The 24885-nt window shown below is 65.6% G+C and carries 19 protein-coding genes; 10 read left to right on the top strand and 9 right to left on the bottom strand.

Annotation, left to right across the window (positions count from 1 at the left end; all coding sequences use genetic code 11):
- Nucleotides 1-29 precede the first annotated feature (29 nt).
- The 3 genes from NLM31_RS21200 to NLM31_RS43150 all read right to left on the bottom strand — a co-directional run bounded on the left by NLM31_RS21200 (nt 30) and on the right by NLM31_RS43150 (nt 5532).
- Nucleotides 30-2537: a penicillin-binding protein 1A gene (locus tag NLM31_RS21200; protein ID WP_254131193.1), complete on the bottom strand. Its 2508-nt coding sequence runs from the start codon at nt 2535-2537 to the stop codon at nt 30-32.
- Between the two features lie 232 nt (nt 2538-2769).
- Nucleotides 2770-4059, bottom strand: coding sequence for an N-acetylmuramoyl-L-alanine amidase (locus tag NLM31_RS21195; protein ID WP_254193527.1), 1290 nt, complete (start codon nt 4057-4059; stop codon nt 2770-2772).
- A gap of 615 nt (nt 4060-4674) precedes the next feature.
- Nucleotides 4675-5532, bottom strand: a complete 858-nt coding sequence (locus NLM31_RS43150) for a hypothetical protein (protein WP_305884451.1) — start codon at nt 5530-5532, stop codon at nt 4675-4677.
- On the opposite strand from NLM31_RS43150, the gene NLM31_RS21190 reads away from it, so the two are divergent.
- Nucleotides 5497-7878, top strand: coding sequence for a ribonuclease E/G (locus NLM31_RS21190; RefSeq protein WP_305884450.1), 2382 nt, complete (start codon nt 5497-5499; stop codon nt 7876-7878). The two genes, NLM31_RS43150 and NLM31_RS21190, sit on opposite strands and share 36 nt — an antisense overlap.
- 64 nt (nt 7879-7942) lie before the next feature.
- On the opposite strand, the gene NLM31_RS21185 is transcribed toward NLM31_RS21190, so the two are convergent.
- Entirely contained in the window at nt 7943-8623 is a 681-nt protein-coding gene (locus NLM31_RS21185; protein ID WP_254193525.1) for a helix-turn-helix domain-containing protein, read from the bottom strand.
- Nucleotides 8624-8832: 209 nt separating this feature from the next.
- Here NLM31_RS21185 and NLM31_RS21180 point away from each other — a divergent pair, with 209 nt between their 5' ends.
- From NLM31_RS21180 to NLM31_RS21170, 3 genes are all read left to right on the top strand, one after another.
- On the top strand, nt 8833-10329 hold the full coding sequence (locus NLM31_RS21180) for an amidase (protein ID WP_254193524.1): 1497 nt from the start codon (nt 8833-8835) through the stop codon (nt 10327-10329).
- 62 nt (nt 10330-10391) lie between these two features.
- The gene (locus tag NLM31_RS21175; protein ID WP_254193523.1) at nt 10392-11606 is read left to right on the top strand and encodes an MFS transporter; all 1215 of its coding nucleotides are present in this window, start codon (nt 10392-10394) and stop codon (nt 11604-11606) included.
- Between the two features lie 16 nt (nt 11607-11622).
- Complete coding sequence (locus NLM31_RS21170; RefSeq protein WP_254193522.1) at nt 11623-12855, top strand: FAD-binding oxidoreductase; 1233 nt, start codon at nt 11623-11625, stop codon at nt 12853-12855.
- On the opposite strand, the gene NLM31_RS21165 is transcribed toward NLM31_RS21170, so the two are convergent.
- Nucleotides 12852-14957 (bottom strand): tetratricopeptide repeat protein, encoded by a 2106-nt coding sequence (locus NLM31_RS21165; RefSeq protein ID WP_254193521.1) that lies wholly within the window; start codon nt 14955-14957, stop codon nt 12852-12854. The genes NLM31_RS21170 and NLM31_RS21165 overlap by 4 nt on opposite strands.
- Nucleotides 14958-14995: 38 nt before the next feature.
- Nucleotides 14996-15829, bottom strand: coding sequence for a helix-turn-helix transcriptional regulator (locus NLM31_RS21160; protein WP_254193520.1), 834 nt, complete (start codon nt 15827-15829; stop codon nt 14996-14998).
- Nucleotides 15830-15921: 92 nt separating this feature from the next.
- Here NLM31_RS21160 and NLM31_RS21155 point away from each other — a divergent pair, with 92 nt between their 5' ends.
- On the top strand, nt 15922-16800 hold the full coding sequence (locus NLM31_RS21155) for an SDR family oxidoreductase (RefSeq protein WP_254131185.1): 879 nt from the start codon (nt 15922-15924) through the stop codon (nt 16798-16800).
- Nucleotides 16801-16833: 33 nt separating this feature from the next.
- Here the strand turns inward: NLM31_RS21155 and NLM31_RS21150 are convergent, their stop codons facing one another.
- From NLM31_RS21150 to NLM31_RS21140, 3 genes are all read right to left on the bottom strand, one after another.
- Nucleotides 16834-18168 carry a dicarboxylate/amino acid:cation symporter gene (locus NLM31_RS21150; protein WP_254131184.1) on the bottom strand — a complete coding sequence of 445 codons (1335 nt, stop codon included), beginning with the start codon at nt 18166-18168 and terminating at the stop codon, nt 16834-16836.
- Nucleotides 18169-18254: 86 nt separating this feature from the next.
- Nucleotides 18255-18812, bottom strand: a complete 558-nt coding sequence (locus NLM31_RS21145; protein WP_254135400.1) for a biotin transporter BioY — start codon at nt 18810-18812, stop codon at nt 18255-18257.
- 87 nt (nt 18813-18899) lie between these two features.
- Nucleotides 18900-20087, bottom strand: coding sequence for a pyridoxal phosphate-dependent aminotransferase (locus tag NLM31_RS21140; protein ID WP_254193519.1), 1188 nt, complete (start codon nt 20085-20087; stop codon nt 18900-18902).
- A gap of 216 nt (nt 20088-20303) precedes the next feature.
- Between NLM31_RS21140 and NLM31_RS21135 the strand changes: the two genes are divergently transcribed.
- From NLM31_RS21135 to accB, 5 genes are all read left to right on the top strand, one after another.
- A complete protein-coding gene (locus tag NLM31_RS21135) occupies nt 20304-21707 on the top strand; it encodes a M48 family metalloprotease (protein ID WP_254193518.1) in 1404 nt (467 codons plus the stop codon).
- A gap of 97 nt (nt 21708-21804) precedes the next feature.
- A complete protein-coding gene (locus tag NLM31_RS21130; RefSeq protein ID WP_254131181.1) occupies nt 21805-22572 on the top strand; it encodes a DsbA family protein in 768 nt (255 codons plus the stop codon).
- Nucleotides 22573-22793: 221 nt separating this feature from the next.
- Nucleotides 22794-23603 carry a DUF1236 domain-containing protein gene (locus NLM31_RS21125; RefSeq protein WP_254193517.1) on the top strand — a complete coding sequence of 270 codons (810 nt, stop codon included), beginning with the start codon at nt 22794-22796 and terminating at the stop codon, nt 23601-23603.
- 258 nt (nt 23604-23861) lie between these two features.
- On the top strand, nt 23862-24329 hold the full coding sequence (gene aroQ / locus NLM31_RS21120; RefSeq protein ID WP_212427781.1) for a type II 3-dehydroquinate dehydratase: 468 nt from the start codon (nt 23862-23864) through the stop codon (nt 24327-24329).
- 37 nt (nt 24330-24366) lie between these two features.
- On the top strand, nt 24367-24858 hold the full coding sequence (gene accB, locus NLM31_RS21115; protein ID WP_254131179.1) for an acetyl-CoA carboxylase biotin carboxyl carrier protein: 492 nt from the start codon (nt 24367-24369) through the stop codon (nt 24856-24858).
- Nucleotides 24859-24885 lie beyond the last annotated feature (27 nt).

Here is a 24885-nt window from a genome sequence, read left to right as displayed (position 1 = left end):
CCCGCCTCGCCCGGATCAGGCGTTAACGGCTACCACAGCCCACCGGTGCCCGGCCGGATCAGGAAGCCGGAATCCGGCTGCTGCTGCGACGACGGCATGCCGCCGCGCCCGTCTGCGTCGGCGACCCCGATGACCGAGTAATTGTCCGGCGGCGCCGTGCCCGGCTTGAAGGCTTCGAGGATGGTTCCGCCGGTTTCGCCGGGGCCGGCGCGCATGCCGGTTTTGGAGACGACGCGGATCAGCTTGATGCCGGCCGGCACCTTGAACGGAACCGCGGGCTTGTCGGCGAGCGCAAGCTTGAGGAAATCGCGCGCGATCGGAGCCGCCAGATGGCCACCGGTCGCAGCGTTGCCTTTGCCGAGCGGACGCGGCTTGTCATAGCCCATGTAGATCGCCACCGCGACGTCAGGCGAGAAGCCGACGAACCAGGCGTCCTTGGCCTCGTTGGTCGTACCGGTCTTGCCGGCGATCGGCTTGCCGACTTCCTTCACGACGGTCGCCGTACCGGCCTGGACCACGCCTTCCATCAGCTCAGTGATCTGATAGGCGGTCATGGAATCCAGCACCTGCTCGCGGCGGTCGATCAGCTGCGGCTCGTTCTGGTTCTTCCAGCCGCCGGGCGCGTCGCAGCCGCGGCATTCGCGCTGGTCGTGCTTGAAGATGGTGTGGCCGTAGCGATCCTGGATACGGTCGATCAAGGTCGGCTTCACGCGGCGACCGCCATTGGCGAGCATCGAGTAGGCCGTGACCATGCGCATCGCCGTGGTCTCGCCGGCGCCAAGCGCGTAGGAGAGATAATTCGGCAGCTCGTCATAGACGCCGAACCGGCGCGCATATTCGCCGATCAGGGGCATGCCGATGTCCTGCGCGAGGCGCACCGTCACCGTGTTGAGCGACTGCCGCAGCGCGTTCCGCAGCGTCACCGGCCCCTGATATTTGTTCGACGAGAAGTTTTCAGGCCGCCACACACCGGCGCCCTGGCCCTGGTCGATTTCGATCGGCGCGTCGAGCACGACGGTCGACGGCGTGTAGCCGTTGTCGAGCGCGGCCGAATAGACGATCGGCTTGAACGACGAACCCGGCTGCCGGTAGGCCTGCGTGGCACGGTTGAACTGGCTCTGGTCGAACGAGAAGCCGCCGACCATCGCGAGCACGCGTCCGGTCCAGGGGTCCATCACCACCATCGCGCCCGACACTTCGGGGATCTGGCGCAGACGGTATTGCCCTTCGACGGGTTGGCCTTCCTTGCTGTAGAGCGGGTCGGCATAGATCACGTCACCGGGCTGCAGCACCTGCGCCACCGACGTCGCCGCCCTGCCCTTCGCAGCTCCTGAGGCCGCCTTCGCCCATTTGACGCCGTCGAGCGTGACCAGGCCGGTCTCGCGCTGCTTACTGACGGCGCCGCCGAGCTCGCGGTTGGGCTGGAAACCGATCCGCGCCGACTGGTCGCTGGTCTCCAGTACCACCGCCATGCGCCACGGCGAGATGTCGGAGAGCGACTTGATCTCGGCGAGCTTCACGCCCCAGTCGCCCGAAATATCGAGCTTGCTGATGGCGCCGCGATAGCCCTGCTGCTCGTCATAGTTCACGAGGCCGGCGACCATGGTTTTGCGCGCCATGACCTGGATCTTCGGATCGAGCGTGGTGCGGACCGACAGGCCGCCCTCATACAACTTCTTCTCGCCGTAGCGCTCGAAGATGTCGCGGCGGACTTCCTCGGCGAAATACTCGCCGGCGAAGGTGTGGGCACCGTTGGAGCGGTTGGTGACGGCCAGCGGCTCCTTGCGCGCCTTCTCGGCGTCGGCCTGCTTGATCCAGCCGTTCTCCTGGAGGCGGTCGATCACATAGTTGCGGCGCTCGATGGCGCGATCGCGGTTACGCACCGGATGCAGCGTCGCCGGCATCTTCGGCAGCGCGGCGAGGTAGGAGGCTTCCGCCACGGTGAGCTCGTTCACCGACTTGTCGAAATAGACCAGCGAAGCGGCGGCAATGCCGTAGGCGCCGAGACCGAGATAGATTTCGTTCAGATACAGCTCGAGGATCTTGTCCTTCGAATAGGTCTTCTCGATGCGCATCGCGAGCAAGGCTTCCTTGATCTTGCGCGAGAATGAGACCTCGTTGGTCAGAAGGAAGTTCTTGGCGACCTGCTGGGTGATCGTGGACGCACCCTGCGGACGGCGGTTGGAGCCGAAGTTCTGGAGATAGAGCACGCCGGCGCGCGCCATGCCGGTGTAGTCGATGCCGCCATGCTCGTAGAAATTCTTGTCTTCGGCGGCGAGGAACGCGTTGATCACGAGCTTCGGCACCGCCTGGATCGGCAGATAAAGCCGCCGCTCCTTGGCGTATTCGCCGAGCAGCGAACCGTCGACCGCGTGCACGCGGGTCATCACCGGCGGCTCGTAATCCTGAAGCTGAGAGTAGTCGGGCAAGTCCTTGGAGAAATGCCAGATCAGGCCTGCCACGGCACCGACGCCAACAAGGAACATCACCGTTCCCGCGGCGAACAGGAAGCCCATGAACCGCACAAGCAAGCGCATTATGTGTTTATCCGTTCAATCTCGGGATCAGCCCAAGGCGCCCAAATAAGGCGCCCCAAACGGACGCCATCCTCACGTCGCGAATTCACCGGCCTATTCAATACCATCGATGCCGGACCGAAAGACGCTTGCCGAACGGGATTCTGATCGATTCCGGAACCCCCTGCATCGTTTTTATAAAGCGTCCGCTGTGGCCAAACTAGGGCTTAACGTCGGAACCGGCATTCCCTGATTAATTGCTGGCCCCCGCCGTCGCCATCCGCTTGGCCAGGAACGTGTCGATCGCCTGGGCCATCGAGCCGACAGCCTTGGACCGCCAGCCCTCGGACACGAGGTGCTCGAGGTCGCCCTTGTTGGAGACGTAGCCGATCTCGACCAGCACCGAAGGCACGTCGGGAGCTTTCAGCACCCTGAAGCCGGCCGACTTCAGGGGATGCTTGTGCATCCGCACGGTCGACTTCATTTCGCCCATCAGCAAATGGGCAAAACGGTTTGAAAAGGTGCGGGTTTCCCGCTGGGTCAGGTCGATCAGGATGTCGGCGACATCGGTCGGCTCTTCCGCAAGATTGAAGCCGGCGATCGCGTCCGCACGGTTTTCGGCGTCCGCCAGCCGCTGAGCCTCGGCGTCGGAGGCCTTGTCCGAGAGCGTGTAGATCGTGGCGCCCTGCGCATCGCCCTCGGCCTTCGGCAGCGCGTCGGCGTGGATCGAGACGAACAGCGCGGCATTCAGGTTGCGGGCGATTTTGGATCGGTCATTGAGCGGAATGAAGGTGTCGTCGTCCCGCGTCATGACCACACGGTATTTGCCTGCTTTTTCCAGCCGATCGCGCAGCGCCAAGCCAAAGGCGAGCACGAGGTTCTTCTCGCTCTCGCCGCTCGACTGGGTGCCGTTGTCGATACCGCCATGGCCGGGATCGATCACGACGACCGGCCGGCCGTCGGAGGGCTTTTGCGGCGCCGCGTCGGGCGCGGCAGGAACCGTTGCCGGCGGCGCGGTGGCGATCGTCGGTCGCAGCTCGGGGCGATTCTCCGGGGCGGGCGTCTGCACGAAAGCCGCGCGGTCGACCTCCTCCAGCTCGAGCACCAGCCGGGCCGGCTGGCCGTTGGCCGCCTCGAGCACGTAGGAATTGGTGATCTTGGCGGGCCCGGTCAGGTCGAACACGATTCGGGAGCCGCCGGGCATCACGAGCCCGTAGCGGAAGGCCTTGACCAGCCCTCGCCCGGCCCCCGAGCCCGGAGCCAGCTGAAAATTCACCTGGGGAACGTCGACCACGACGCGGTAAGGGTCGGCGAGCGTCGTGACGCGGAAGCTGACGGTCTGGTCGAGGTCGAGAATGAAGCGGGTCTGCTTGCCGTCGCCGGCTAGGCGTGCAGCCGTGGCAATCGGAAAATTCGCCGTCGCAACAGAGGGTTGCGATGGGCTCTCGGCCGCGCTCAAACGCGAGGAATCGGCGCACGGCAATGCTGCGGCGCACAGCAGCGCGAAACCCAGCAAAACCCGTTGATTTGTGCGGCTCGCCACCGATTCCGTGCCTCCGAGCAGCCCTCTTTAACGCAATAGAACCACAGGGTTAATCGATCCTTAATGACGAAAACGCGAAACTCTTCGACTGTGACCGGCGTGCGACGCTCCCTTGCACGGATGACCCATTCCTCGTATGTACGGATTGCTGACGGCCAATAATTTCCGGTTGTGTCGCATTCAGCCTCCCGGTGCAGCGCCGGAACTCCCAAGGTTTGGGAATTCCAGCGTTTTTCTGTTCTCCTCTAAGACCAGCGCGGTGCGCGGCAGCGAGGTGGAACAGGGCAAGCCCCGGCGGCGGACGGTTTCCGGTTACCACACTGTTTCCGGGACAGTTTTGACAGCGACGCGGCCAGTTACCCGGTCCCTTAATCCCAAGGGGGCGGTTCGTGATCCCAGGGCGAGCGCGCTCGCGCCATGCCTGGCCAGCAGCAACTGATTAGGGGCGGCCCCGCCGCCCAATGTTTCATACGGGCCGACGCTTGATGCGCCAGACTGTGCCGACGAATTCTGAAGGACCTTTCGCGACGCTGCGGAGTGACACTCCCGCGCGCCGCTTCGGTCCTGAAGCTTCCGATTCGGCGAGGCGCGAGAGACGGCGTTTCGGCCTTCCCCTCACCCCCGAATCAGGTGGACCGTCGCGTCACCCGGCAGCGCTCTTCGCGCCCACGGTCGATCGCGCCCGCCGCCGCGAAGAGTTAAGACATGCCCAACAAGATGTTGATCGATGCCACCCACCCGGAAGAGACCCGGGTCGTCGTGGTCCGCGGCAATCGCGTCGAAGAGTTTGACTTCGAAACCGCGCAACGCAAGCAACTGCGCGGGAATATCTACCTCGCCAAGGTCACAAGGGTCGAACCCTCGCTCCAGGCCGCTTTCGTTGAATATGGCGGCAACCGCCACGGCTTCCTCGCCTTCAGCGAAATCCATCCCGACTATTACCAGATCCCGGTCGCCGACCGGCAGGCGCTGATCGAGGCCGAAGAGCAGGCCCATCGCGAAGCCGAGGAAGAGAGCGAGAACCGCTCCCACGGCCGCCGCCGCTCGCGCCACCGCAACGCCCGCCGTCGCGGTCATGGCGAGCGCGTCCGCAGCGACATCGTCGAGGGTCTCGACGCCGGCGCCGATCCCGCGGCCCAGCCGGTCGAGGGCCAGGCCCTGCACGCCGAGGGCGCGCCGCATGAGGGCGAGCACCTGCACGCCGATGCCGAGCATCACGGCGAGCACGAAGGTCACGACCATCTCGACCACGATCATCATGACCATGATCACGACGATCACGGGCATGACGATCATGAGCACGATGATCACCATCACGCCCATGATGACGAGCACCACGCTCACGATCATGACGACCATGGTCATGACCACGATCATCACGACCATGATCATGCCGACGAGACGCCCGCGCCTGTCGCAGCGGTCGGAGCCGAGCCCATGGTTGCGGCCGAGACCGTTGCCGAGCCGCAGCAAGAGGCCGCCGCCTCCGAAACGCATGCCGAGGCTCTCGCCGAAGCCGTGATCTCCGTCACCGAGCCGGCCGATGCCGTCTACGCCGCCGGCGAGCCCACCGAAGCTCCGCATCAGGACGCGGAAGCCAGGGCCGACGAAGACGATGAGGACGATGAAGACGGCGAGGAAGCCGAAGAGGAGCACGTCGAATCCGTCGGCGGTGACGACGTTCTCGAGGAGGTGCCGGAGCGCACCTTTCGTCCGCGCCGCCAGTACAAGATCCAGGAAGTCATCAAGCGCCGCCAGGTGATGCTGGTGCAGGTGGTCAAGGAAGAGCGCGGCAACAAGGGCGCGGCGCTGACGACCTACCTGTCGCTCGCCGGCCGCTATGCCGTTCTGATGCCGAACACCGCCCGTGGCGGCGGCATCAGCCGCAAGATCACCAGCGCCCAGGACCGTTCCCGCCTGAAGGAAGTGGTGCAGGATCTCGACGTGCCCGAGGGCATGGGCATTATCCTGCGCACCGCGGGTGCCGCCCGCACCAAGCCCGAGATCAAGCGCGACTTCGAGTACCTGATCCGGATGTGGGAGACGGTGCGCGACCTGACGCTGAAGTCACAGGCCCCGACGTTGGTCTACGAGGAAGGCTCGCTGATCAAGCGCTCGCTGCGCGACCTCTACAACAAGGAGATCGACGAGATCTCGGTCGCCGGTGACTCCGGCTACCGCGAAGCCCGCGACTTCATGAAGATGCTGATGCCCGCCAATGTCAGCGCGGTCAGGCAGTATCGCGACGGCCAGCCGTTGTTCTCGCGCATGGGCGTCGAGAGCCAGCTGGATGCGATGTTCTCGCCGACAGTGCAGTTGCGCTCCGGCGGTTACATCGTGATCAACCAGACCGAGGCGCTGGTCTCGATCGACGTCAACTCCGGACGATCGACGCGCGAGCATCATATCGAGGACACCGCGCTCAAGACCAATCTGGAAGCGGCCGAAGAGGTCGCCCGTCAGCTCCGCCTGCGCGACCTCGCCGGCCTGATCGTCATCGACTTCATCGACATGGACGAGAAGCGCAACAACCGTGCGGTCGAGCGCAAGCTGTCCGACTGCCTGCGGCAGGATCGCGCGCGCATCCAGGTCGGACGCATCTCGCATTTCGGCCTGCTCGAGATGTCGCGCCAGCGCATCCGCGCCAGCGTGCTGGAATCCTCGACCGATCCCTGCCCGCATTGCGGCGGCACCGGCCACGTCCGCTCGGTGTCCTCGGTGGCGCTGCAATTGCTGCGCGGCCTCGAAGAGATCCTGATGAAGGGCGCGACCCACAACCTCGTGGTCCGCACCCGCACCGACGTCGCGCTCTATGTGCTGAACCACAAGCGCGGTCATCTGCGCGATCTCGAAAACGGCTTCAAGGTCTCGCTGTCTGTTATCGCCGACCCCAGCGTCTCGGGACCGCAAGCCTATGTCATCGACCGCGGCGAGCAGGTGCATACGCTCGAAGCCGCCAAGGCACTGCTCGCTGCGCAGGCGGCCGCAAGCCCGCCGCCGCTGGTCGAAGAGGCCTTTGACGACGAGGAATTCGACGCGGAGCTGGAATCCGAGGTCGAGAGCGAGGAAACCGAAGGTCTCTCCGAAGAGCAGGCCGCTGGCGATGCCGCGCCCGAGCAGGACGGCCAGCGCCGCAAGCGTCGCCGCCGTCGGCGTGGCCGCGGCGGTCAGCGCGACGGTGAGGCACGCGAGGATGGTGCTCCCGCTTCTCCCGAAGGGGTCGTAGCGGCCGGCGAAGGCGAAGAGGATGCCGACACCGAGCAGGACGGCGAGGAAGGCGAGGAGCAGGCCGCCCGTGGCGAGCAGCAGGGCAGCGGCGAGCGCCGGCGCCGGCGTGGTCGCAGGGGCGGACGTCGTCGGCGCGGTAACGGCGAGGAAGGTCTCGCCGGCTCCATCGGCGACGAGCTCGGCGGCAATCCGCCGTCGGAAGCGACCGACGCTGTCGCCGATTTCGACAGCTCCGGCAGCGAGACAGCTCCGTCGATCACGCATTCGGAGCACATCGCGCCGGTTGAGACGTCTCAGCCCGAGTTTCAGTTGCAGGCCCCGGTTGAAACACCGGTGCAGCACGAACCTCCTGCCGCCGTTGTGGAGGAAGAGCCCGCAGTCGACGACAAGGCGGCACGACGCCGCTCCACCGTCCGCGAGAAGGTGAGCTTCCTGTCGAGCAGCCCGAGCGAGCCCGCGACCCCGGTTGCGGCCGCGCCGGAGCCGGTGGCTCCGCCTGCGCCCGAGCCCGCGCCGGAACCGGCAAGCGAGACGCCGGCAGCACCGCGTCGCGCCGGCTGGTGGTCGCGCCGTTTCGGCGGCGGCGAATAGACACCCGAATAAAAAAACGCCCGGCCTGGCCGGGCGTTTTTCATTTTATGCCTAGGGCTGACGATTACGATGGCAGCTCGTCATCACCGAGCGGCGCCACCTCGCGCGACGCGATCTGGCGAAGCTGGTCGTAGAGGTCAGGCGCCTCGCTGGTGCAGAGACAGACGCCCGTGGCGGACGGTGCCTCGCCGGCGTTGAGATAGGCGTGGCCCATGGTGCTGTCGAGATAGATGCCGTCGCCCGTGCCAAGGATCTCCGGCGCATAGAACTCGGTGTGAACAGCGACGCGTCCGCTCGTCACCAGAAAATACTCTTCGCCGGCATGGCGCAGCAGCGGACCGAATTCGTCCAGCGAGCGCGCGCGGACCTCGGCCACGATCGGCACCATGCGTTTGCCGATCAGGTCGGTGCATTGATAGGTGTAGGTGTAGAATTTCGTGTTGATCAGCTGCCCCTGCCCGGCTCGACTGATGCTACGCCGCGCGGTAACCGGCCGACCCTGCGCGGGAGCTGCGACCGCCGGGTTGAACAGCTCCGCGATCTCCATCTTCAAGCCGGAAGTGAGCTGCAGCAGCTTGTCGTAGGTCAGCGACATCAGGCCGTTCTCGACCTTCGACAGGGTCGACAGCGCCATGCCCGTCCGCTCCGCCACCTGCTTGAGCGTCAAGCCGCGCGCCTGACGCGCAGCCTTGAGACACTGGCCGAGCTGGGAGTTGGCACTTTCGGGCGTCGTGATCTCGCTCATGCAGCATCTCTATCACGCCGCCGGGAAAAAGGTATTGGCCGATCCGTCTAATCTTTTCGGTTCAATCCGCCACATAATACCTCTCCGAGCTACCTCTCGGGCACGCAAGCCACGATTTGTGCATGAAATGCCCCGGTTGGCGAATATTGGTGCGTTGTACATACTTTCCGATATGCTAAATCGTTTTCATATTTTGAAAGGGCCTGGCGTTGTCCGAACTTTGCGACAAAAGTGCCGTCGAGCTGCGCCGCCTGCTGGCCGCACGGGCGATATCGCCCGTCGAGCTGCTCGACGCCTGCCTGTCCCGCATCGCCACCACCAACGCCGCCGTCAATGCGGTCGTGACGCTGGACGAGCCGGGCGCACGCGCCGCCGCAAAGAAGGCTGAGGCCGCGATCCTGCGCGGCGAGGACCATGGCGCGCTGCACGGGCTTCCCGTCCTGATCAAGGATACGCAAGACACCGCCGGCATGCGCTCGACCTACGGCAGCCCCCTGTTGCGCGACAATGTCCCGGCCGCCGACCAGGGCTCGGTGGCGCGGCTGCGTGCGGCGGGCGCCATCATCTTCGGCAAGACCAACACGCCGGAATGGGCGGCGGGCGGCAACACCCGCAATCCTGTTTTCGGTGCGACCGGCAATCCCTTCGATCCCTCGCGCTCGGCGGCGGGCTCCTCCGGCGGATCGGCGGTTGCGCTTGCGTGCGGCATGGCACCGCTCGCCTCGGGCTCCGACACCGGCGGATCCCTGCGCAATCCCGCGGGCTATGCCGGCATCGTCGGGATGCGCCCCTCCTACGGCCTGGTGGCGAGCGAAAAGCGCGCCTTCGGCTGGTCCAACCTGTCGACCGACGGACCGATGGCCCGCAATGTCGCCGATACCGCGCTGATGCTCTCGGTGATGGCGAGCGACGATGCCCGCGATCCGCTCGCCTACACGCTTCCCGGCGAGCCCCTGCGCGGACGCGCCGAGCTCTGGGCCGCGCCGCGTCCCGCCGAGCTTGGCAGGCTACGCCTCGCCTTCACCGAAGATTTTGGTTTCGCGCCGACCGAGCAGGCCATCCGCCGCGTCTTCCGCGATCGCGTCAACAAGCTTGCGCCGCTGTTCGCCGATTCCCGCGAGGCGACGCCTGACTGCACCGGCGCCGACGATGCCTTCGCCGTGCTGCGCGCCGGCCTGTTCCTGGCAATGCACGGCAAGAACTACAAGGAGCGGCCGGAGATGCTCGGCCCCAATGTCCGCGCCAATGTCGAGGAAGGCCTGAGCTACACGCTGGAAGATCACGGCCGCGCCGCGACGACGCAGACGCGGATCTATCGCGCCTATCAAAGCTTCTTCGAAACCTGCGACGTGCTGATCAGCCCGACGATCACGCTCAGTCCGCGGCCCTGGTCGGAGCTCTATCCCGCCGATATCGACGGTGTGCCGACGAAATCCTACTTCCACTGGCTCGCGCTCGCCTATGCCGTCACGCTTCCCGGCCATCCCGCGATCAGCGTTCCGCTCGGCGTCGATGAAGCCGGGCTGCCCTTCGGCCTGCAGATCGTCGGCCCGCGCGGTGGCGATGCCATCGTGCTGTCGGTCGCCGCGAGCATCGAGGCTGCGTTCGCGGGCGATCCACAACTGTGCCGGCCTGTTCCCGACCTCGCACGGCTTGCCGCAGCGCCGCCGCTGTCGTCGACGCCCGGTTTCCTCACCTGGGAATAGAGCCCGGGAATAGATCAACAAGCAGGCATGACCGCCGGGTCGCCGGCAAAGCGGAGAGCAGCATGGCCGAATTGTCGAACCGCAAGACCGGCATCGTCGCCTTCGTCCTGCTCTATGTCGCCTACTGCATCTCCTACATCGACCGCGCGGCGATCTCGCTGGCGCTGGCGCAGATCGGCAAGGACTTCAATCTCCAGGCTGCCGACCTCGGCATCGTCATCAGCGCGTTCTTCTTAGGTTACGCCGCGATGCAGGTGCCGGGCGGATGGCTCTCCGACCGCTTCGGCTCGAAATACGTGGTGATCGTCACCATCGTGATGTGGTCGCTGTTCACGTCCTTCACCAGCCTCGCCTGGTCGCTGACCTCGCTGATCGCCATCCGCTTCATCTTCGGCATCGCCGAGGGCGGATTTCCGCCGGCGAGCATCCGCGCCATCGCGGAGCTGTTCAAGAAGGATAGCCGGCCGAAAATGTCCGCGCTGCTGCTGTCGTCGAACTATGCCGGCAGCATGATCGCGCCGCTGATCATGGCGCCGCTGATCCTCTGGCTCGGCTGGCGTCACGCCTTCAATACCATCGGCATCGCCGGCGTCCTGTTCGCGGTGATCTATTTCGTCTTCGTTCCGCATCTCGCGCGTATCGGCGTGGGGCCGGTGACGGCGAAGCCGCGGGCGCCGATGCGCGAGCTGATGAAGAATCCGCTGCTGTGGCAGCTGATGGTGGTGTGGTTCGGCCTGAGCTGCGTCAACAAGGGCCTGGATTCCTGGATGCCGCTCTATCTGCTCCAGCAGCGCGGGCTCGATCTCAAGACCGTCGGCGTGGTGGCGCCGATCCCGTTCGTGATGGCGACGATCGCGACCGCGATCGGTGGCTGGGTGATGACCACGTTCTTTTCCGAGCGCGAGAAATATCTGCTGATCGGCAGCTCCGCGTTGACCGGCATCTTCCTCTACGCCATGTACAAGGCGGAGACGATTACGGTGCTGATCGTCTATCAGTCGCTGGTCTACTTTTTCAAATCCTTCGTGCTGGCCGCGGTGGTTGCGCTTCCGACCAAGCTGCTCCGCGACGACCAGATCGGGTCGGGCGTCGGCATGGTCAATCTCGGCGGCCAAAGCGCAGGCTTTGTCGCACCGGCGGCGATTGGCTTCATCGTGACCGGGACCGGATCGTTTGACGCGGCCTTCGGCTTCCTGGTGGCAATGACCGCGCTGTCCGTGATCGTCGCCGCCACCATCAATACGGCGCAGCCCAGGCTCACGCCGAAGCCGGCCTGACAGGAGTATTCCGCCAATGCAAAGCGCAATCATTCTCGGCGGCGGCATGGTGGGCGTCGGCGCCGCCTTGCATTTGAGGCAACGCGGCTGGACCGTCACGCTGGTCGACCGCAGGGAGCCCGGCCGCGAGACCAGCTACGGCAACGCCGGGATGATCCAGGCGGAGGCGGTGCGGCCCTATCCGATGCCGCGCGATCTCGCCTCGCTCGTGAAGATCGCGACCGGCCGCACCAACGACGTGCGCTACAGCTTGTCCTCGCTGCATCGCCACGTCGAGCCCCTGCTCCGCTATTGGTGGCATTCGGCACCGAAGCGGCATCGCGAGGCGATCGCCGCCTGGGCGCAGCTGATCGCCTATGCGACCCCCGAGCACGACATCCTCATCCGCGAGGCCCATGCCGACAATCTGATCCGCCGCGCCGGTTATCGCGCGCTGTTTCGCGATACTGCCGCGCTCGACCAGTCGATCAAGGCCGCGGAAGAAGACCGCCGCGAGTTCGGCGTGAATTTTCGCGTGCTCTCGGGCAGCGAGCTGACCAAAGCCGAGCCGATCCTGCGCGATGACCTTCCCGGCGCGATCCATTGGCTCGATACCTGGACCGTGTCCGATCCCGGCGCGCTGGTGACGGCCTACGCCAATCTGTTCGAGCGGCTCGGCGGCACCATCGTGCTCGGCGATGCGCAGTCGCTGCAGCAGACCGCAACCGGATGGTCGGTCAACACCGACAACGGCCGCATCGATGCCGCCAACGCCGTCGTGACGCTCGGGCCGTGGTCGCCCGACCTGTTGCACAAGTTCGGCTACCGGATTCCACTGGTGCGCAAGCGTGGCTACCACATGCACTACACTGGCGGCGCCTCGCTCGATCTGCCGCTGGTCGACAAGGGCCAGGGCTACGCCATGGGGCCGATGGCCAAGGGCATCCGCATCACCACCGGCGCGGAGCTCACGGGCCCGGATGCGCTGGCAACCCCGGTGCAACTCGCCAGTGCCGAAGCTTCCGCCCGCGAACTGATCGACCTTGGCAAGCGCGCCGAGCCGGAGCCTTGGTTCGGCACCCGCCCGTGCACGCCCGACATGGTACCGGTGCTCGGCCGCGCCCCGCGCCACCCCGGCCTCTGGATGAATTTCGGCCACGGCCACCAGGGCTTTACGCTCGGCCCCGCCACCGGACGCCTGCTCGCGGAGATGATGAACGGCGAGACGCCGTCAATCGATCCGACGCCGTACCGGCCGGAGCGGTTCTAGCTCTCCGCTTTCGCGGCGAGCACTGAGAGCGCAGCCGTCAGGCGCATCAGCGGATCGTCCCATTCGCGGGGGCGGCGTTGGCGAAACAGGCGCATGGTCGGATACCACGGGCTGTCCTCGCGATCGCGCAGCCAGCGCCAGTCGAGCGCGTAAGGCGTCAGCATCCACACCGGACGTCCGAGCGCACCGGCCAGATGCGCAACCGACGTGTCGACGGCGATGACGAGATCGAGCGCGGCCACGGCCGCGGCCGTGTCGGCGAAATCGCCGAGCGCGGGCGCGAGATCGATGATGTCGTCGCCGAGCCCCGCCAGCACCGCACCGTCTTCCGTGCGCGGCTCCTTTTGCAGGCTGTAGAGCTGCACGCCCGGCATCACGAGCCGCGGCAGGACCGCCCCGGCCGACAGTGAGCGCTGCGCGTCGCCCTTGTGCTTGGGATTGCCGGCCCAGACCACGCCGACCTTCAGTCGCGTCTCGCGACCGAGCACGGCGCGCCAGCGCGACAGCTTCTCGGGATCCGGGTGCAGGTACGGAACGTCAGCAGGCAGATTATCGAGCGTGGTGCCGAACAGGCGTGGCAGGCTCATCAGCGGCAATTGCAGATCGAACGGCGGCAGCGCCTCGCCGCGCGGAATCACGGTGACATCGGGCAATTGCCGCAGCAGCGAGGCGAGCGCGGGCTGCACCTGCAGGATGATCCTGCCGTCCTTCCCTGTGACCATCGGCAGGTAACGCACGAAATGCAGGGCATCGCCGAGGCCGTATTCGGCGAAGACCAGCAAGGTGCGCCCCTCGAGCGGCTCGCCCTGCCATTCTGGCTCACTGAAAGTCGGATCGCCATCCGAGAGCGTCTTGCACTTGCGGCGCCACCGATAGGCATCGAACCCCTCGGTGAAATGGCCGTTCATCAGCAGGAAATGCGCGTGGTTGTATTGCGCGAGCGGCTGCTCCGGATCGAGCGCAACCGCGCGGGCCGAGACCGTGAGCGCCTCGTCGATCTCGCCGGCGTTGCGCAGTGCGACGGCGAGGTTGGCGTGGCCCTTGGCATAGGACGGATCGGTCGCGATCGCGCAGCGATGCGAGGCGACGGCATCAATGACGCGCTGCTGCTTCTCGAAGATGATGCCGAGATTGGTGTAGGCCGGCGCGTGATCGTGCTTGAGCCGCAGCGCGTGCTCGCAGGCCGCAACGGCGTCGTCGAGTTCGCCGAGATCGGAGAGGCAGGCGCCGAGATTGGTGGCGATCATATGATCCGTGGGATCGCGCGCGAATGCTTGCCGGTAGATCCCGGCGGCCTCCTGCAAATGGCGGGCTTCATGCAGCACGAGACCAAGCAGGCGCAGCGCCGCGACATTGTCGGGCGCGCGTTCGACGGCGCGGCGATACTGGACGATGGCCTCTTCGAGCAATCCTTGCCGATAGAGCGCCGCGCCGAGATTGCAGATCAGGCCGACATCGTTGGGATCGAGCTGGAGTGCGCGGCGATAGGCGGCCACGGCATCGCCCAACCTGTTCCGGTCCGCAAGCACGTTGCCGAGATTGAGCCAGACGCCCCGGAAGGCGGGCTCGCGCGCGATCACGGCGCGGTAGGCGTCCTCCGCCTCGATCAGCCGCCCCTGCCCGGCGAGCGCGACGGCGAGGTTGAAGCACGCGCGCGTCAGATGCGCATCGAGCGCGATTGCGCGGCGATAGGCGGTCTCGGCCTCGCCGAAGCGCGACAGCTCGCCCAGTGCCACGCCGAGCTTGTTGTGCAGGCCGGCGTCATCGGGCCGCCCGCGCAGCGCGCGCTGGAATGCGGCCACGGCGCCCTCGTGCTCGCCCTTCACGGCCAGCGCATCGCCGAGCGTGACCAGCGCCGGCGCGTGGTCGGGATCGATACTGAAGACCCGGTTGAGCAGCGCGGCGCCCTCGGCGGCACGGTCGGTGACGAAGGCCGCGACGGCCGCCAGATGCAGCGCCGGCACATGGTCCGGCTCCGCCTTCAGGACCTCGGTGCAGAGCGCCTCCGCCTGATCCGGCCGACCGGCCGCAAAATGCTCCGCCGCCGCCAGCACGATCCGATTAACCGCCGCCTCGCCCACGATACCACCGCCCCCCGACATCAGAGATGCCGGTTAAACGCGCGAGGCCGCGAATTCCGTCAGTCGATATGCGTGGCGAGAACTTTTCTGATGCGCTCGGCGTCCTCCGGCGTCGCCGGGTTGTAGACGACCATGCCGAGATCGGGCCGGCCGTCGACCGAGAAGGCCGAATATTCGAACGCGACCGGGCCGAGCACGGGATGGCGCAGATGCTTGACGCCCTCGCCGTAGCTGCGGACGTCGTTGTCGGCCCACAGCTTCGCGAATTCGGGGCTGAGACGGCACATCTCGTCGACGAATTCGGCGACATGCGAGACCGCGCCGGCGCGCGCCGCATCGGCCCGGAACGCCGCGACCACGAAGCGCGCCACGCTGTCCCAATCATATTGCGCGGCCCGGATGTTGGGCTCGCTGAAGATCAGCCGCAGGATGTTGCGCCGTTCGGGCGGGAGTTTTGAATAGTCGGTCAGCACGAGCCTCGCCGCGCGATTCCAGGCAACGACATCCCAGATCGCGGTCCTGATGATGGCGGGGCTGGTCTCGAGCGCGTCGAGCACGCGCTGAAGCCGCGGCGACACGCCCTCACGCGCCTGGTAGCGGACTTCGGGCGGACGGCCGAGCCCGATCAAAAACAGATGCTCGCGCTCGACGTCGGTCAGCATCAGCGCGGCCGAGATCCGGTCGAGCACGTCGGCTGACGGCGCGCCGCCGCGGCCCTGCTCCAGCCAAGTGTACCAGGTCGGGCTGATATTGGCCCGCTGCGCCACCTCCTCGCGCCGCAGCCCCGGCGTCCGCCGGCGGCTGCCGCCAAAGCCGAAGGCCGCCGCGTCGAGCCGGGTACGGCGGTCTTTCAAATAGGTCCCGAGCAGGTTCTCGCTGGTGGTCTCGCTCATCCTGTTAGCTATTATACCCTGATAACGTCACTACTTTACCCGGATAATTGTAGCGCAGATGCTGCCCTCCACCAACCCTGGAGAAACTGCTCATGCGTGTATTCGTCACTGGCGCCACCGGCTTCGTCGGCTCTGCCGTCGTCGCCGACCTGATCGCCGCCGGCCATAACGTCACCGGCCTTGCCCGCTCCGATGCGGGTGCCGCATCGCTCGCCGCGATGGGGGCGACAGTCCACCGCGGCTCGCTGGAGGACCACGCCTCCTTGCGCAGCGGCGCGGCCGGCTCCGACGGCGTGCTGCACCTCGGCTTCAACCACGACTTCTCGAAATTCCCTGACAATTGCGAGCTCGACCGCCGCGCCATCCTGGCGCTCGGCGCGGAGCTCAAGGGCTCCGCGCGCCCGCTGATCGTCACCTCCGGCGTGGCGCTGCTCGCGCCCGGACGGCTCGCCACGGAGGATGACGAGCCGGCACGCGGCTTCCCACGTGTCTCGGAAGCGACCGCGCTGTCGCTGGACGGCGTTCGTGCCGCCGTGGTTCGGCTGCCACCGACGACCCATGGCGAAGGTGACCACGGCTTTGTCCCGATCCTGATCAACCTCGCGCGCCAGAAGGGCGTCGCGGCCTATATCGGCGACGGCATGAATCGTTGGCCGGCCGGGCACCGCATCGATGCCGCGCGCGTCTACAGGCTCGCGCTCGAGCAAGGCGCAACCGCGCCGCGCTATCACGCGATCGCAGAGGAAGGCATCCCGTTCAGGACGATTGCGGAGGTGATCGGCAAAAGGCTCGGCGTGCCCGTGGTCTCGAAATCGCCCGACGAAGCGGAAGCGCATTTCGGCTGGTTCGCGCGGTTTGCCGCCGTCGACGTTCCGTCATCGAGTGCGAAGACGCGCGCATTGCTTGGCTGGGCGCCAAAAGAAATCGGGCTGATCGAGGATCTCGACCAGCCCTATTACTTCAAGGTCTGACGGCGCATCACGCCGCCAGATGTAGCCGGTGGATCAGTCCGTCGTGACCGCGGTCTCGAGGTCGGTCGGATCGATCTGCTGGCTCAGCCGCGCATTGAGCTTGTCGCGATCGAGCTCGCCCTCCCACCAGGCGACGATCACGCAGGCCACGCCGTTGCCGCAGAGATTGGTCAGCGCGCGGCACTCGCTCATGAACTTGTCGATGCCGAGCACGATCGCCATGCCCGGCACGAGCCGCGGATCGACCACCGCGAGCGTCGCCGCCAGCGTGATGAAGCCCGCGCCGGTGATGCCGGAGGCGCCCTTCGAGGTCAGCATCGCCACCACCAGGATGGTGAGCTGCTGACCGAAGGTCAGATCGAAGCCGAGCGCCTGCGCGATGAACAGGGTTGCCAGCGTCATGTAGATGTTGGTGCCGTCGAGGTTGAACGAATAACCCGTGGGCACCACGAGGCCGACCACCGACTTCGAGCAGCCGAGCCGTTCGAGCTTCTCCATCAAGGACGGCAGCGCGCTCTCGGACGACGAGGTGCCGAGCACGATCAGCAGCTCGTCCTTGATGTAGGCCAGGAACCTGAAGATCGAGAACCCCGCGATCCGCGCGATGATGCCGAGCACGACGAACACGAACAATGCGGCAGTGAGGTAGAACGTCGCGATCAGGCCCATCAGATTGAGGATCGCGCCCGTGCCGAACTTGCCGATGGTATAGGCCATCGCGCCGAAGGCGCCGACCGGGGCTGCGCGCATCACGATCGAGATGACGCCGAACACCGCATGCGCGGCATCGTCGATGAAGCTGCGGATGACATGGCCGCGCTCGCCGAGCCCCATGATGGCGAAGCCGAACAGCACCGAGAACAGCAGCACCTGGAGGATCTCGCCTTGCGCAAAGGCGCCGACGACCGTGTCGGGAATGATGTGCAGGATGAAGTCGACCGACCGCTGGCCTTCGGCCTGCTTGGCGTAATTGGCGACGGCCTGCGCGTTGGCGGCGGCACTGCCGAAGCCTGCGCCCGGCTTCACGACGTTGCCGATGATGAGGCCGATGACGAGCGCGAAGGTCGAGACGACCTCGAAATAGACCAGCGCCTTGACGCCGATGCGTCCGACCTTCTTGGCGTCCTGGATGTGGGCGATGCCGGAGACCACGGTGCAGAAGATGATCGGCGCGATCACCATCTTGATCAGCTTGATGAAGCCGTCGCCGAGCGCTTTGATCCAATCGTTGGTGGCGACCGTCGGCCAGAGCCAGCCGACGATGGCGCCGAGCACGATGGCGATCAGCACCTGGACGTAGAGAACTTTATACCACGGCTTGGCTGCGCTCGGTGCGGCCGGCGCGCCGCTCATTGTTGTCGTTGTCATTGTTTTTTACTCCCCCCTCAAAATTCAGAGCCAGCCAAGATCAACTTGGCCGGCCCTGTCAATTGGAACATTCCGTATGATGAAATCTAGCCGCGGCGGTCGACGATCCGGCGCACTGCCGGCATCAGCGCAGCGCCCAGCGCGTTCTTGACCAACGAGGCCGCAATGAACGGCGCGACGCCGACGGCCCAAGCCTTGTCCGCGCCAAGGCCGATGCCGTAGGCCAACCAGCCGAAACCGGCGATGAAAATGACGACATGGCCGACGGCCATTGCCGCAAAGAGCAGCACGACGTTGCGATCCCAGCCCCGTTCGGCGAACCAGCCGATGACGACGGCAGCCAGCACGAAGCCGTAGAGATAACCGGCGGTCGGGCCGACCAGCGGTGCAATTCCACCGACCGGACCGGCAAAGACCGGCAACCCCATCGCGCCCTCGGCGAGGTAGGCAATCATGGTTGCGCTGCCAAGGCGCCAGCCATAGGCCGCGCCGATCATCAGCACGACCAGGGTCTGCAACGTCATGGGCACGTAAGGCAGCGGCAGATTCACCTTGGCCGACAACGCCATCAGCGCGGAGCCGAGCGCCACGAGGACCACGGCGCGCAAGGCGCCGACGGTCTCACCCGGTCGGGTCGGCCACATCACTGCGGCAAGAGGAGAATGCGTGGCGGCGGACTGGACGGTTCGGTCAGACAAGATGCACTCCGGAAGGCTGTTCGAAACTGGCGGCTATTTAAGCCAGTGAGCGATCCGGTCAACTGCCTCCCGCATCTCCGCAGCCGAGCGTGCATAGGAGAATCGTATGAACGAGCGTCCGTGGATCGGATCGAAATCGACCCCCGGTGTCGCGGCGACGTGGGCCTTCTCCAGCATCTGCTTGGCGAAGTCGAAACTGTCGGACGTGAAGTCCGAGACGTCGGCATAGAGATAGAACGCACCGTCCGCGGGCAGGAACTTGGCCAGCCCCGCCTTGGGCAATCCCTCGATCAGGATGCGCCGGTTCTCCTGATAACCGTGCTTGATCTCCTCCATCTCGGCAGCGCCGTCAAAGGCGGCTTCGGCCGCGATTTGCGACAATGACGGCACCGAGATCGAGAGGTTCTGCTGCAGCCGCTCGATCGGGCGCACCAGGATCTCGGGGACGACCATCCAGCCGACGCGCCAGCCTGTCATGCAAAAATACTTCGAGAACGAGTTGATCACGAGTGCGTGCGGAGACAGCTCGGCCGCCGTCACCGCCGGAAACGCGTAGTCGAGCCCGTGATAGATCTCGTCGGAGATGAAGCGGATGCCGGCATCCTCGGAGGCCGCGATCAGCCCGGCGAGCGCCTCCCGCGACATCATCGTGCCCGTCGGATTGGCGGGGCTGCCGACCAGCACGCCCTTGAGCGGCGCCTTGCGATGGGCGGCGAGCAGCGCCTCGCCGGTCAGCGCGTGACGCGTCTCGTTGGTGGTCTCGATCAGCACCGGCTCGCAGCCGAGCGCCGTGAGAATGTGACGGTACGGCGGATAGCCCGGCACCGTGACGGCGACGCGATCGCCGGGCTCGAACATCGACAGGAAGGCCAGGATGAACCCGCCGGAGGAGCCCGTGGTCACCACGATTCGCTCCGGGCTGACGGTGCAGCCATAGGCATCGCGATAATGCCGCGCGATGCGCTCGCGCAAGGACGGGATGCCGAGCGCCGAGGTGTAGTCGATCCGTCCCGTTTGAAGCGCAGCCTGCGCCGCCGCGATCGCGGTCTTCGGCGCCCCGGCCGCGGGCTGGCCGACCTCCATGTGAATGACATGACCACCGGCCGCCTCGATCCGGGCCGCCGCGGCCATCACGTCCATCACCATGAACGGGGGAACATCACTGCGGCGGGAGGGCTCGAGCCACTGCCCCACCCGGTTCCTCAATGTCGCATCGTGCATCGATATCTGCTATTTCGCTGGCGAACCGGGCCATTCGGTCCGGAAAACAGGGCACTTGCGCCCCAGACTAGCCGCATTATACGGCTCATAAGGGCATATCGCGTATCCGGTCCGCCGCCAATCGACAAAACCAATCACAAAAGCTGCATTCCAAGTTCGCTCGCCAAGTCCGATCGCCAAGTCCGCTTGCAAAGCCCGTTTGACCCAGACCGTTTGATGTTGCTCCAGATCGCATTGCGCAAGAAGGCCTCCGCCCTCACCGCCCTCGTCACGGCAGCTGCGATCGCGTTGCTGCCGGTGCCGGCAACGCAGGCGCAGGAAGGCCGCGGACCGCCGGTCCTGCGCGACACCGAAACCGAGCAGCTGCTGCGCGAATACACGCGCCCGATCCTGCGCGTTGCCGGTCTGGAGAAGCAGAACATCCAGATGGTGATCATCAACGACAGCACGTTCAACGCGTTCGTTGCCGATGGCCGCCGCATCTTCGTCAACTACGGCGCGATCCTCCAGTCCGAGACGCCGAACCAGCTGATCGGCGTGCTCGCGCACGAGACCGGGCATCTGGCCGGCGGCCATCTGTCCAAGCTGCGCGAGCAGCTCGCCAGTGCCCAGACCCAGATGATCATCGCCATGCTGCTCGGCGCAGGTGCCCTTGCGGCTGGCGCCAGCCGCGGCGGCGGCAGCGGCAATAACGGCCTCGCCAATGCCGGTGCCGCTGCGATCGCCGGACCGCAGGAGATGATCCGCCGTTCGCTGTTGTCCTACCAGCGCCAGCAGGAAGAGAACGCCGACCGCGCCGGCGTGAAATTCCTGACCGCGACCCAGCAATCGCCGAAGGGCATGTACGAGACCTTCAAGCGCTTCACCAGCGAGAGCCTGTTCGCGGCACGCGGCGCCGATCCCTATCTGCAGTCGCACCCGATGCCCGCCGAGCGCGTCGCAGCGCTCCAGGAGTTTGCCAGCAGCAGTCCGTATTGGGACAAGAAGGACGATCCCGCGCTGCAGCTCCGCCACGACATGGTGCGCGCCAAGATCTCCGCCTTCATGGAGCGGCCCGAGACCGTCTACCGCCGCTATCCCCTGACCAATGACAGCTTGCCGGCGCGCTATGCCCGCGCCATCAGCACCTATCTGCACGGCGATCTGCGCAGCGCGCTGACCCAGATCGACGCGCTGATCGCGGTGCAGCCGAACAACCCGTACTTCTACGAGGTCCGCGGCCAGGCCCTGCTGGAAAGCGGCAAGCCGGCCGACGCGGTCGCCCCCCTGCGCAAGGCTGTCGCACTCTCGAACAACGGGGCCCTCATCGAGATGTTACTTGGGCAGGCTCTGGTTGGAACCGATAATAAGGCCTACACGGACGACGCCATCAAGATTCTCCGTGCCGCGGTGGCGCGCGAGCCCGAGGCGCCGATCGGCTACACCCAGCTCGCGATGGCCTATGGCCGGAAGGGAGACTATGCCGAGGCGGATCTCGCCTCCGCCCAGGCCGCATATTTGCGCGGCGACAACAAGACCGCTCGCGAGCTCGCCACGCGCGCGAAAACCCGTTTCGCCGTCGGCACGCCCGGATGGGTCAAGGCCGACGACATCGTGGCGTCGAAGCCGCCGCGCAACTAGCCTGATCACGACATCCGCCACGTTGACGTCACGACACTCCGATTAAGTCCGCCGGGACGTTCTTTTCGAAACCTGCTCTGGATAAGAGGATTTGCCAATGCCTTCGCTGCGCCTGCTTGCTCCCGCGCTGTTTGCGCTCGCCATCTTCGGCGCAACGGGACCGGCTTCGGCCGACAGCTTCTCGGATGCCCAGCGCACCGACATCGAGGCGATCATCAAGAACTACCTCGTCAGCCATCCCGAAGTGCTCGAAGAGGCTATGACCGAGCTCAGCAAGCGCCAGGCTGATGCCGAAACGAAGAAGCACGAAGCCAGCATCACGCAGAATTCGGATGCGATCTTCAACTCGCCGCGGCAGGTCGTGCTCGGCAACAAGGACGGCGACGTCACCTTCGTCGAGTTCTTCGATTACAATTGCGGCTACTGCAAGCGCGCGATGAGCGACATGCTCGACCTGATGAAGGCCGATCCCAAGCTTAAGGTCGTCCTGAAGGAGTTTCCGGTGCTGAGCCAGGGCTCGGTCGAGGCCGCGCAGGTTGCGGTCGCCGTGCGCATGCAGGATCCCTCCGGCAAGAAATATCTCGACTTCCACCAGAAGCTGCTCGGCGGTCGCGGCGCGGCCGACAAGGCACGCGCGCTCCAGGCGGCCAAGGAAGCCGGCCTCGACACCGCGAAGATCGAGAAGGACATCGCGAGCCCCGAGGTGCGCGCCACCATCGAGGAGAACTTCAAGCTCGCCGAGGCGATGGGCATGAACGGCACGCCGAGCTACGTGATCGGCAAGCAGATCGTGGTCGGCGCCGTCGGGCTCGACGGTCTCAAGGAAAAGATCGGCGTCGCACGCTGCGGCAAGGCGACCTGCTGACAATCATCCTGCAATTCGCAGACGCGACAAGGCCGGCTGAAAAGCCGGCCTTTTTCGTTGGCCGCTTCTCTGCATGAATCCGGGCGCGAATCCGGCACGCGTGTTCATCTCGCGTTTAGGAAACAAATACCTTGGAACAGCAGATGTTCCGGAACAAGTGACACCTCCTCTCGTTGTCGGCGCGGGCAATGACGCAGAATAAACACGTGAGGAGAAACTCGATGTCGAACCGCTTTATGATCTCGGTCGCCGCGCTTGCACTCGTCGCCGGCACCGGTCTGGCGAACGCACAAGGCACCATGAAGAACGACAACGGCGGCGCCGGCGCGCAGCCGATGCAGCAGTCGCAGCCGTCCGGCGGCGCCGCCGAACACGGCACGATGGGCAAGGAATCCGCGAGCCCGCAGAAGGGCACGGTCGGTCAGGCCGGTGGCTCCATGAAGCCTGGTGAAGAGAAGTCAGGCGCGATGGAGAAGTCGGGCGCCGCGGAGAAATCCGGCGGCATGGAGAAGTCCGGCGCGATGAACAAGAACGCGGCCGACGAGAAGGCCGGTGCGGCGAAGGGTGAGCACGCCCAGAGCGCGCAGGACAAGGCGACGCAGGACAAGTCGAAGAGCATGAGCTCCGACTCGACGACCAAGTCCGATAGCAAGAACATGAAGGCCGAGGACAACAAGGCCGGCGGCGCCGCCAAGAGCAACAATGCCGAGAACCGTCCGGCTGCGACCGACAGCAAGTCGCAGACCACGACCGGCAACGCCGCCACCTCGGCGACCGCTGCGCCGCCGGCGGAGAAGCGGACCGAGATCTCCACCGCGATCAAGTCGACCAAGATCGAAGAGACCACCAACGTCAACTTCAACATCTCGGTCGGCACCGCCATTCCGGCGGGCGTTCGTTTCCACCCGCTCCCGGCCCGGATCGTCGAGATCTATCCGGAATGGCGTGGCTATGAGGTGATCTTCGTGCACGGCGAGTACATCATCGTTCGGCCGCAGACGCGTGAGATCGTCTACATCATCGAAGGCTAAGCCGGATCGCTGAAGCCAAAGAGAGCCCCTGCCGAGCCATCGGCGGGGGCTTTTGGCCTATCGGGCGGTCTGCCCCGCCGGGGCCTGCCGCCAGCCACTCTTTCGACTGGTTAACAAGCAATTTCCGTAGTTTCCGCACAGGTTTTTGCACACTGGATGAGGGGCCTGAAGTCGATCGGGAAGCCCTTCAAGGCTTCCCCTGGGTCACTTTGTTACCTATAACCCCCGCCACGCCGAAACACCTTTGCCGGGACAGGAATGGCCGAACCAGCAACCGACACGATCCTCGTTCTCAACGGACCGAACCTCAACATGTTGGGGACGCGGGAGCCCGAGAAGTATGGCCACGCGACGCTTGCCGACGTCGAGGCGCTGTGCCGGGAGACGGCCGCGACCTTCGGCCTCAAGGCTGATTGCCGTCAATCCAACCGCGAAGGCGAGCTGATCGACTTCATCCACGAGGCGCATGCCCGCAAGATGAAGGGCATCATCATCAACGCCGGCGGTTATTCGCACACCTCGATCGCGCTGCACGACGCACTGCTCGCAGTGCAAATCCCGACCGTCGAAGTGCATGTGACCAACATCCACGCCCGCGAGAGCTTCCGCCATCACTCCTACACCGCGCGCGCGGCCTTCGCCTCGCTGTGCGGTTTCGGCATCGAGGGCTACCGCCTCGCCATCCAGGGCCTTGCCGCCAAGGTCGGCATCAAGCCCAAAGCCTGACGCTCCCTCCTCACACAGAACATTCGGATCAAAGAACATGGCGCGCCAGCCAGACGACAAAGCAGCCGCAAAGTTTTCCAGCGAGGATTCCGCACTCGTCCGCGAGCTCGCTCTGCTGCTCGATGAGACCAGCCTCACCGAGATCGAGATCGAGCGCGCCGGCCTGCGCCTGCGCGTCGCCCGCAACATCAGCGTCGCCGCGACCATGCCCGTTCCGGTGGCGCATGCAGCCCCCGCGCCGGTCGCTCTTGCGGCTGCCGCACCTGCGGCTGCTGCGTCCGACCTGTCGAAACATCCCGGTGCCGTGACGTCGCCGATGGTCGGCACTGCCTATTGGTCGCCGGAGCCCGGCGCCAAGCCGTTCGTCGAGGTCGGCTCGAAGGTCTCGGTCGGCCAGACCCTGCTGATCATCGAAGCGATGAAGACCATGAACCAGATTCCCTCGACGCGCGCCGGTACGGTGACGCAGATCCTGGTCGAAGACGGCCAGCCGGTCGAGTTCGGCGAGCCGCTGGTTATCATTGAATAAGCGAGTGGCGAATTTCGCCCGCTGAGG

It is taken from the genome of Bradyrhizobium sp. CCGUVB4N (genome assembly GCF_024199945.1).
Taxonomy (GTDB): Bacteria; Pseudomonadota; Alphaproteobacteria; order Rhizobiales; family Xanthobacteraceae; genus Bradyrhizobium.
The sequence above is the reverse complement of the archived record's forward strand: the minus strand, read 5'-3'. Positions and strand labels throughout refer to the sequence as shown.

Excerpts from the sequence above, each read along its gene's own strand:
- NLM31_RS21165 (WP_254193521.1), bottom strand. The coding sequence starts at position 14,957 with ATGTCGGGGGGCGGTGGTATCGTGGGCGAGGCGGCGGTTAATCGGATC.
- NLM31_RS21150 (WP_254131184.1), bottom strand. The coding sequence starts at position 18,168 with ATGACAACGACAACAATGAGCGGCGCGCCGGCCGCACCGAGCGCAGCC.
- NLM31_RS21170 (WP_254193522.1), top strand. The coding sequence starts at position 11,623 with ATGCAAAGCGCAATCATTCTCGGCGGCGGCATGGTGGGCGTCGGCGCC.
- aroQ (WP_212427781.1), top strand. The coding sequence starts at position 23,862 with ATGGCCGAACCAGCAACCGACACGATCCTCGTTCTCAACGGACCGAAC.
- NLM31_RS21160 (WP_254193520.1), bottom strand. The coding sequence starts at position 15,829 with ATGAGCGAGACCACCAGCGAGAACCTGCTCGGGACCTATTTGAAAGAC.
- NLM31_RS21125 (WP_254193517.1), top strand. The coding sequence starts at position 22,794 with ATGTCGAACCGCTTTATGATCTCGGTCGCCGCGCTTGCACTCGTCGCC.
- NLM31_RS21175 (WP_254193523.1), top strand. The coding sequence starts at position 10,392 with ATGGCCGAATTGTCGAACCGCAAGACCGGCATCGTCGCCTTCGTCCTG.
- NLM31_RS21190 (WP_305884450.1), top strand. The coding sequence starts at position 5,497 with ATGGTTGCGGCCGAGACCGTTGCCGAGCCGCAGCAAGAGGCCGCCGCC.
- NLM31_RS21130 (WP_254131181.1), top strand. The coding sequence starts at position 21,805 with ATGCCTTCGCTGCGCCTGCTTGCTCCCGCGCTGTTTGCGCTCGCCATC.
- NLM31_RS21185 (WP_254193525.1), bottom strand. The coding sequence starts at position 8,623 with ATGAGCGAGATCACGACGCCCGAAAGTGCCAACTCCCAGCTCGGCCAG.
- NLM31_RS21135 (WP_254193518.1), top strand. The coding sequence starts at position 20,304 with ATGTTGCTCCAGATCGCATTGCGCAAGAAGGCCTCCGCCCTCACCGCC.
- NLM31_RS21145 (WP_254135400.1), bottom strand. The coding sequence starts at position 18,812 with ATGTGGCCGACCCGACCGGGTGAGACCGTCGGCGCCTTGCGCGCCGTG.
- NLM31_RS21200 (WP_254131193.1), bottom strand. The coding sequence starts at position 2,537 with ATGCGCTTGCTTGTGCGGTTCATGGGCTTCCTGTTCGCCGCGGGAACG.
- accB (WP_254131179.1), top strand. The coding sequence starts at position 24,367 with ATGGCGCGCCAGCCAGACGACAAAGCAGCCGCAAAGTTTTCCAGCGAG.
- NLM31_RS21155 (WP_254131185.1), top strand. The coding sequence starts at position 15,922 with ATGCGTGTATTCGTCACTGGCGCCACCGGCTTCGTCGGCTCTGCCGTC.
- NLM31_RS21140 (WP_254193519.1), bottom strand. The coding sequence starts at position 20,087 with ATGCACGATGCGACATTGAGGAACCGGGTGGGGCAGTGGCTCGAGCCC.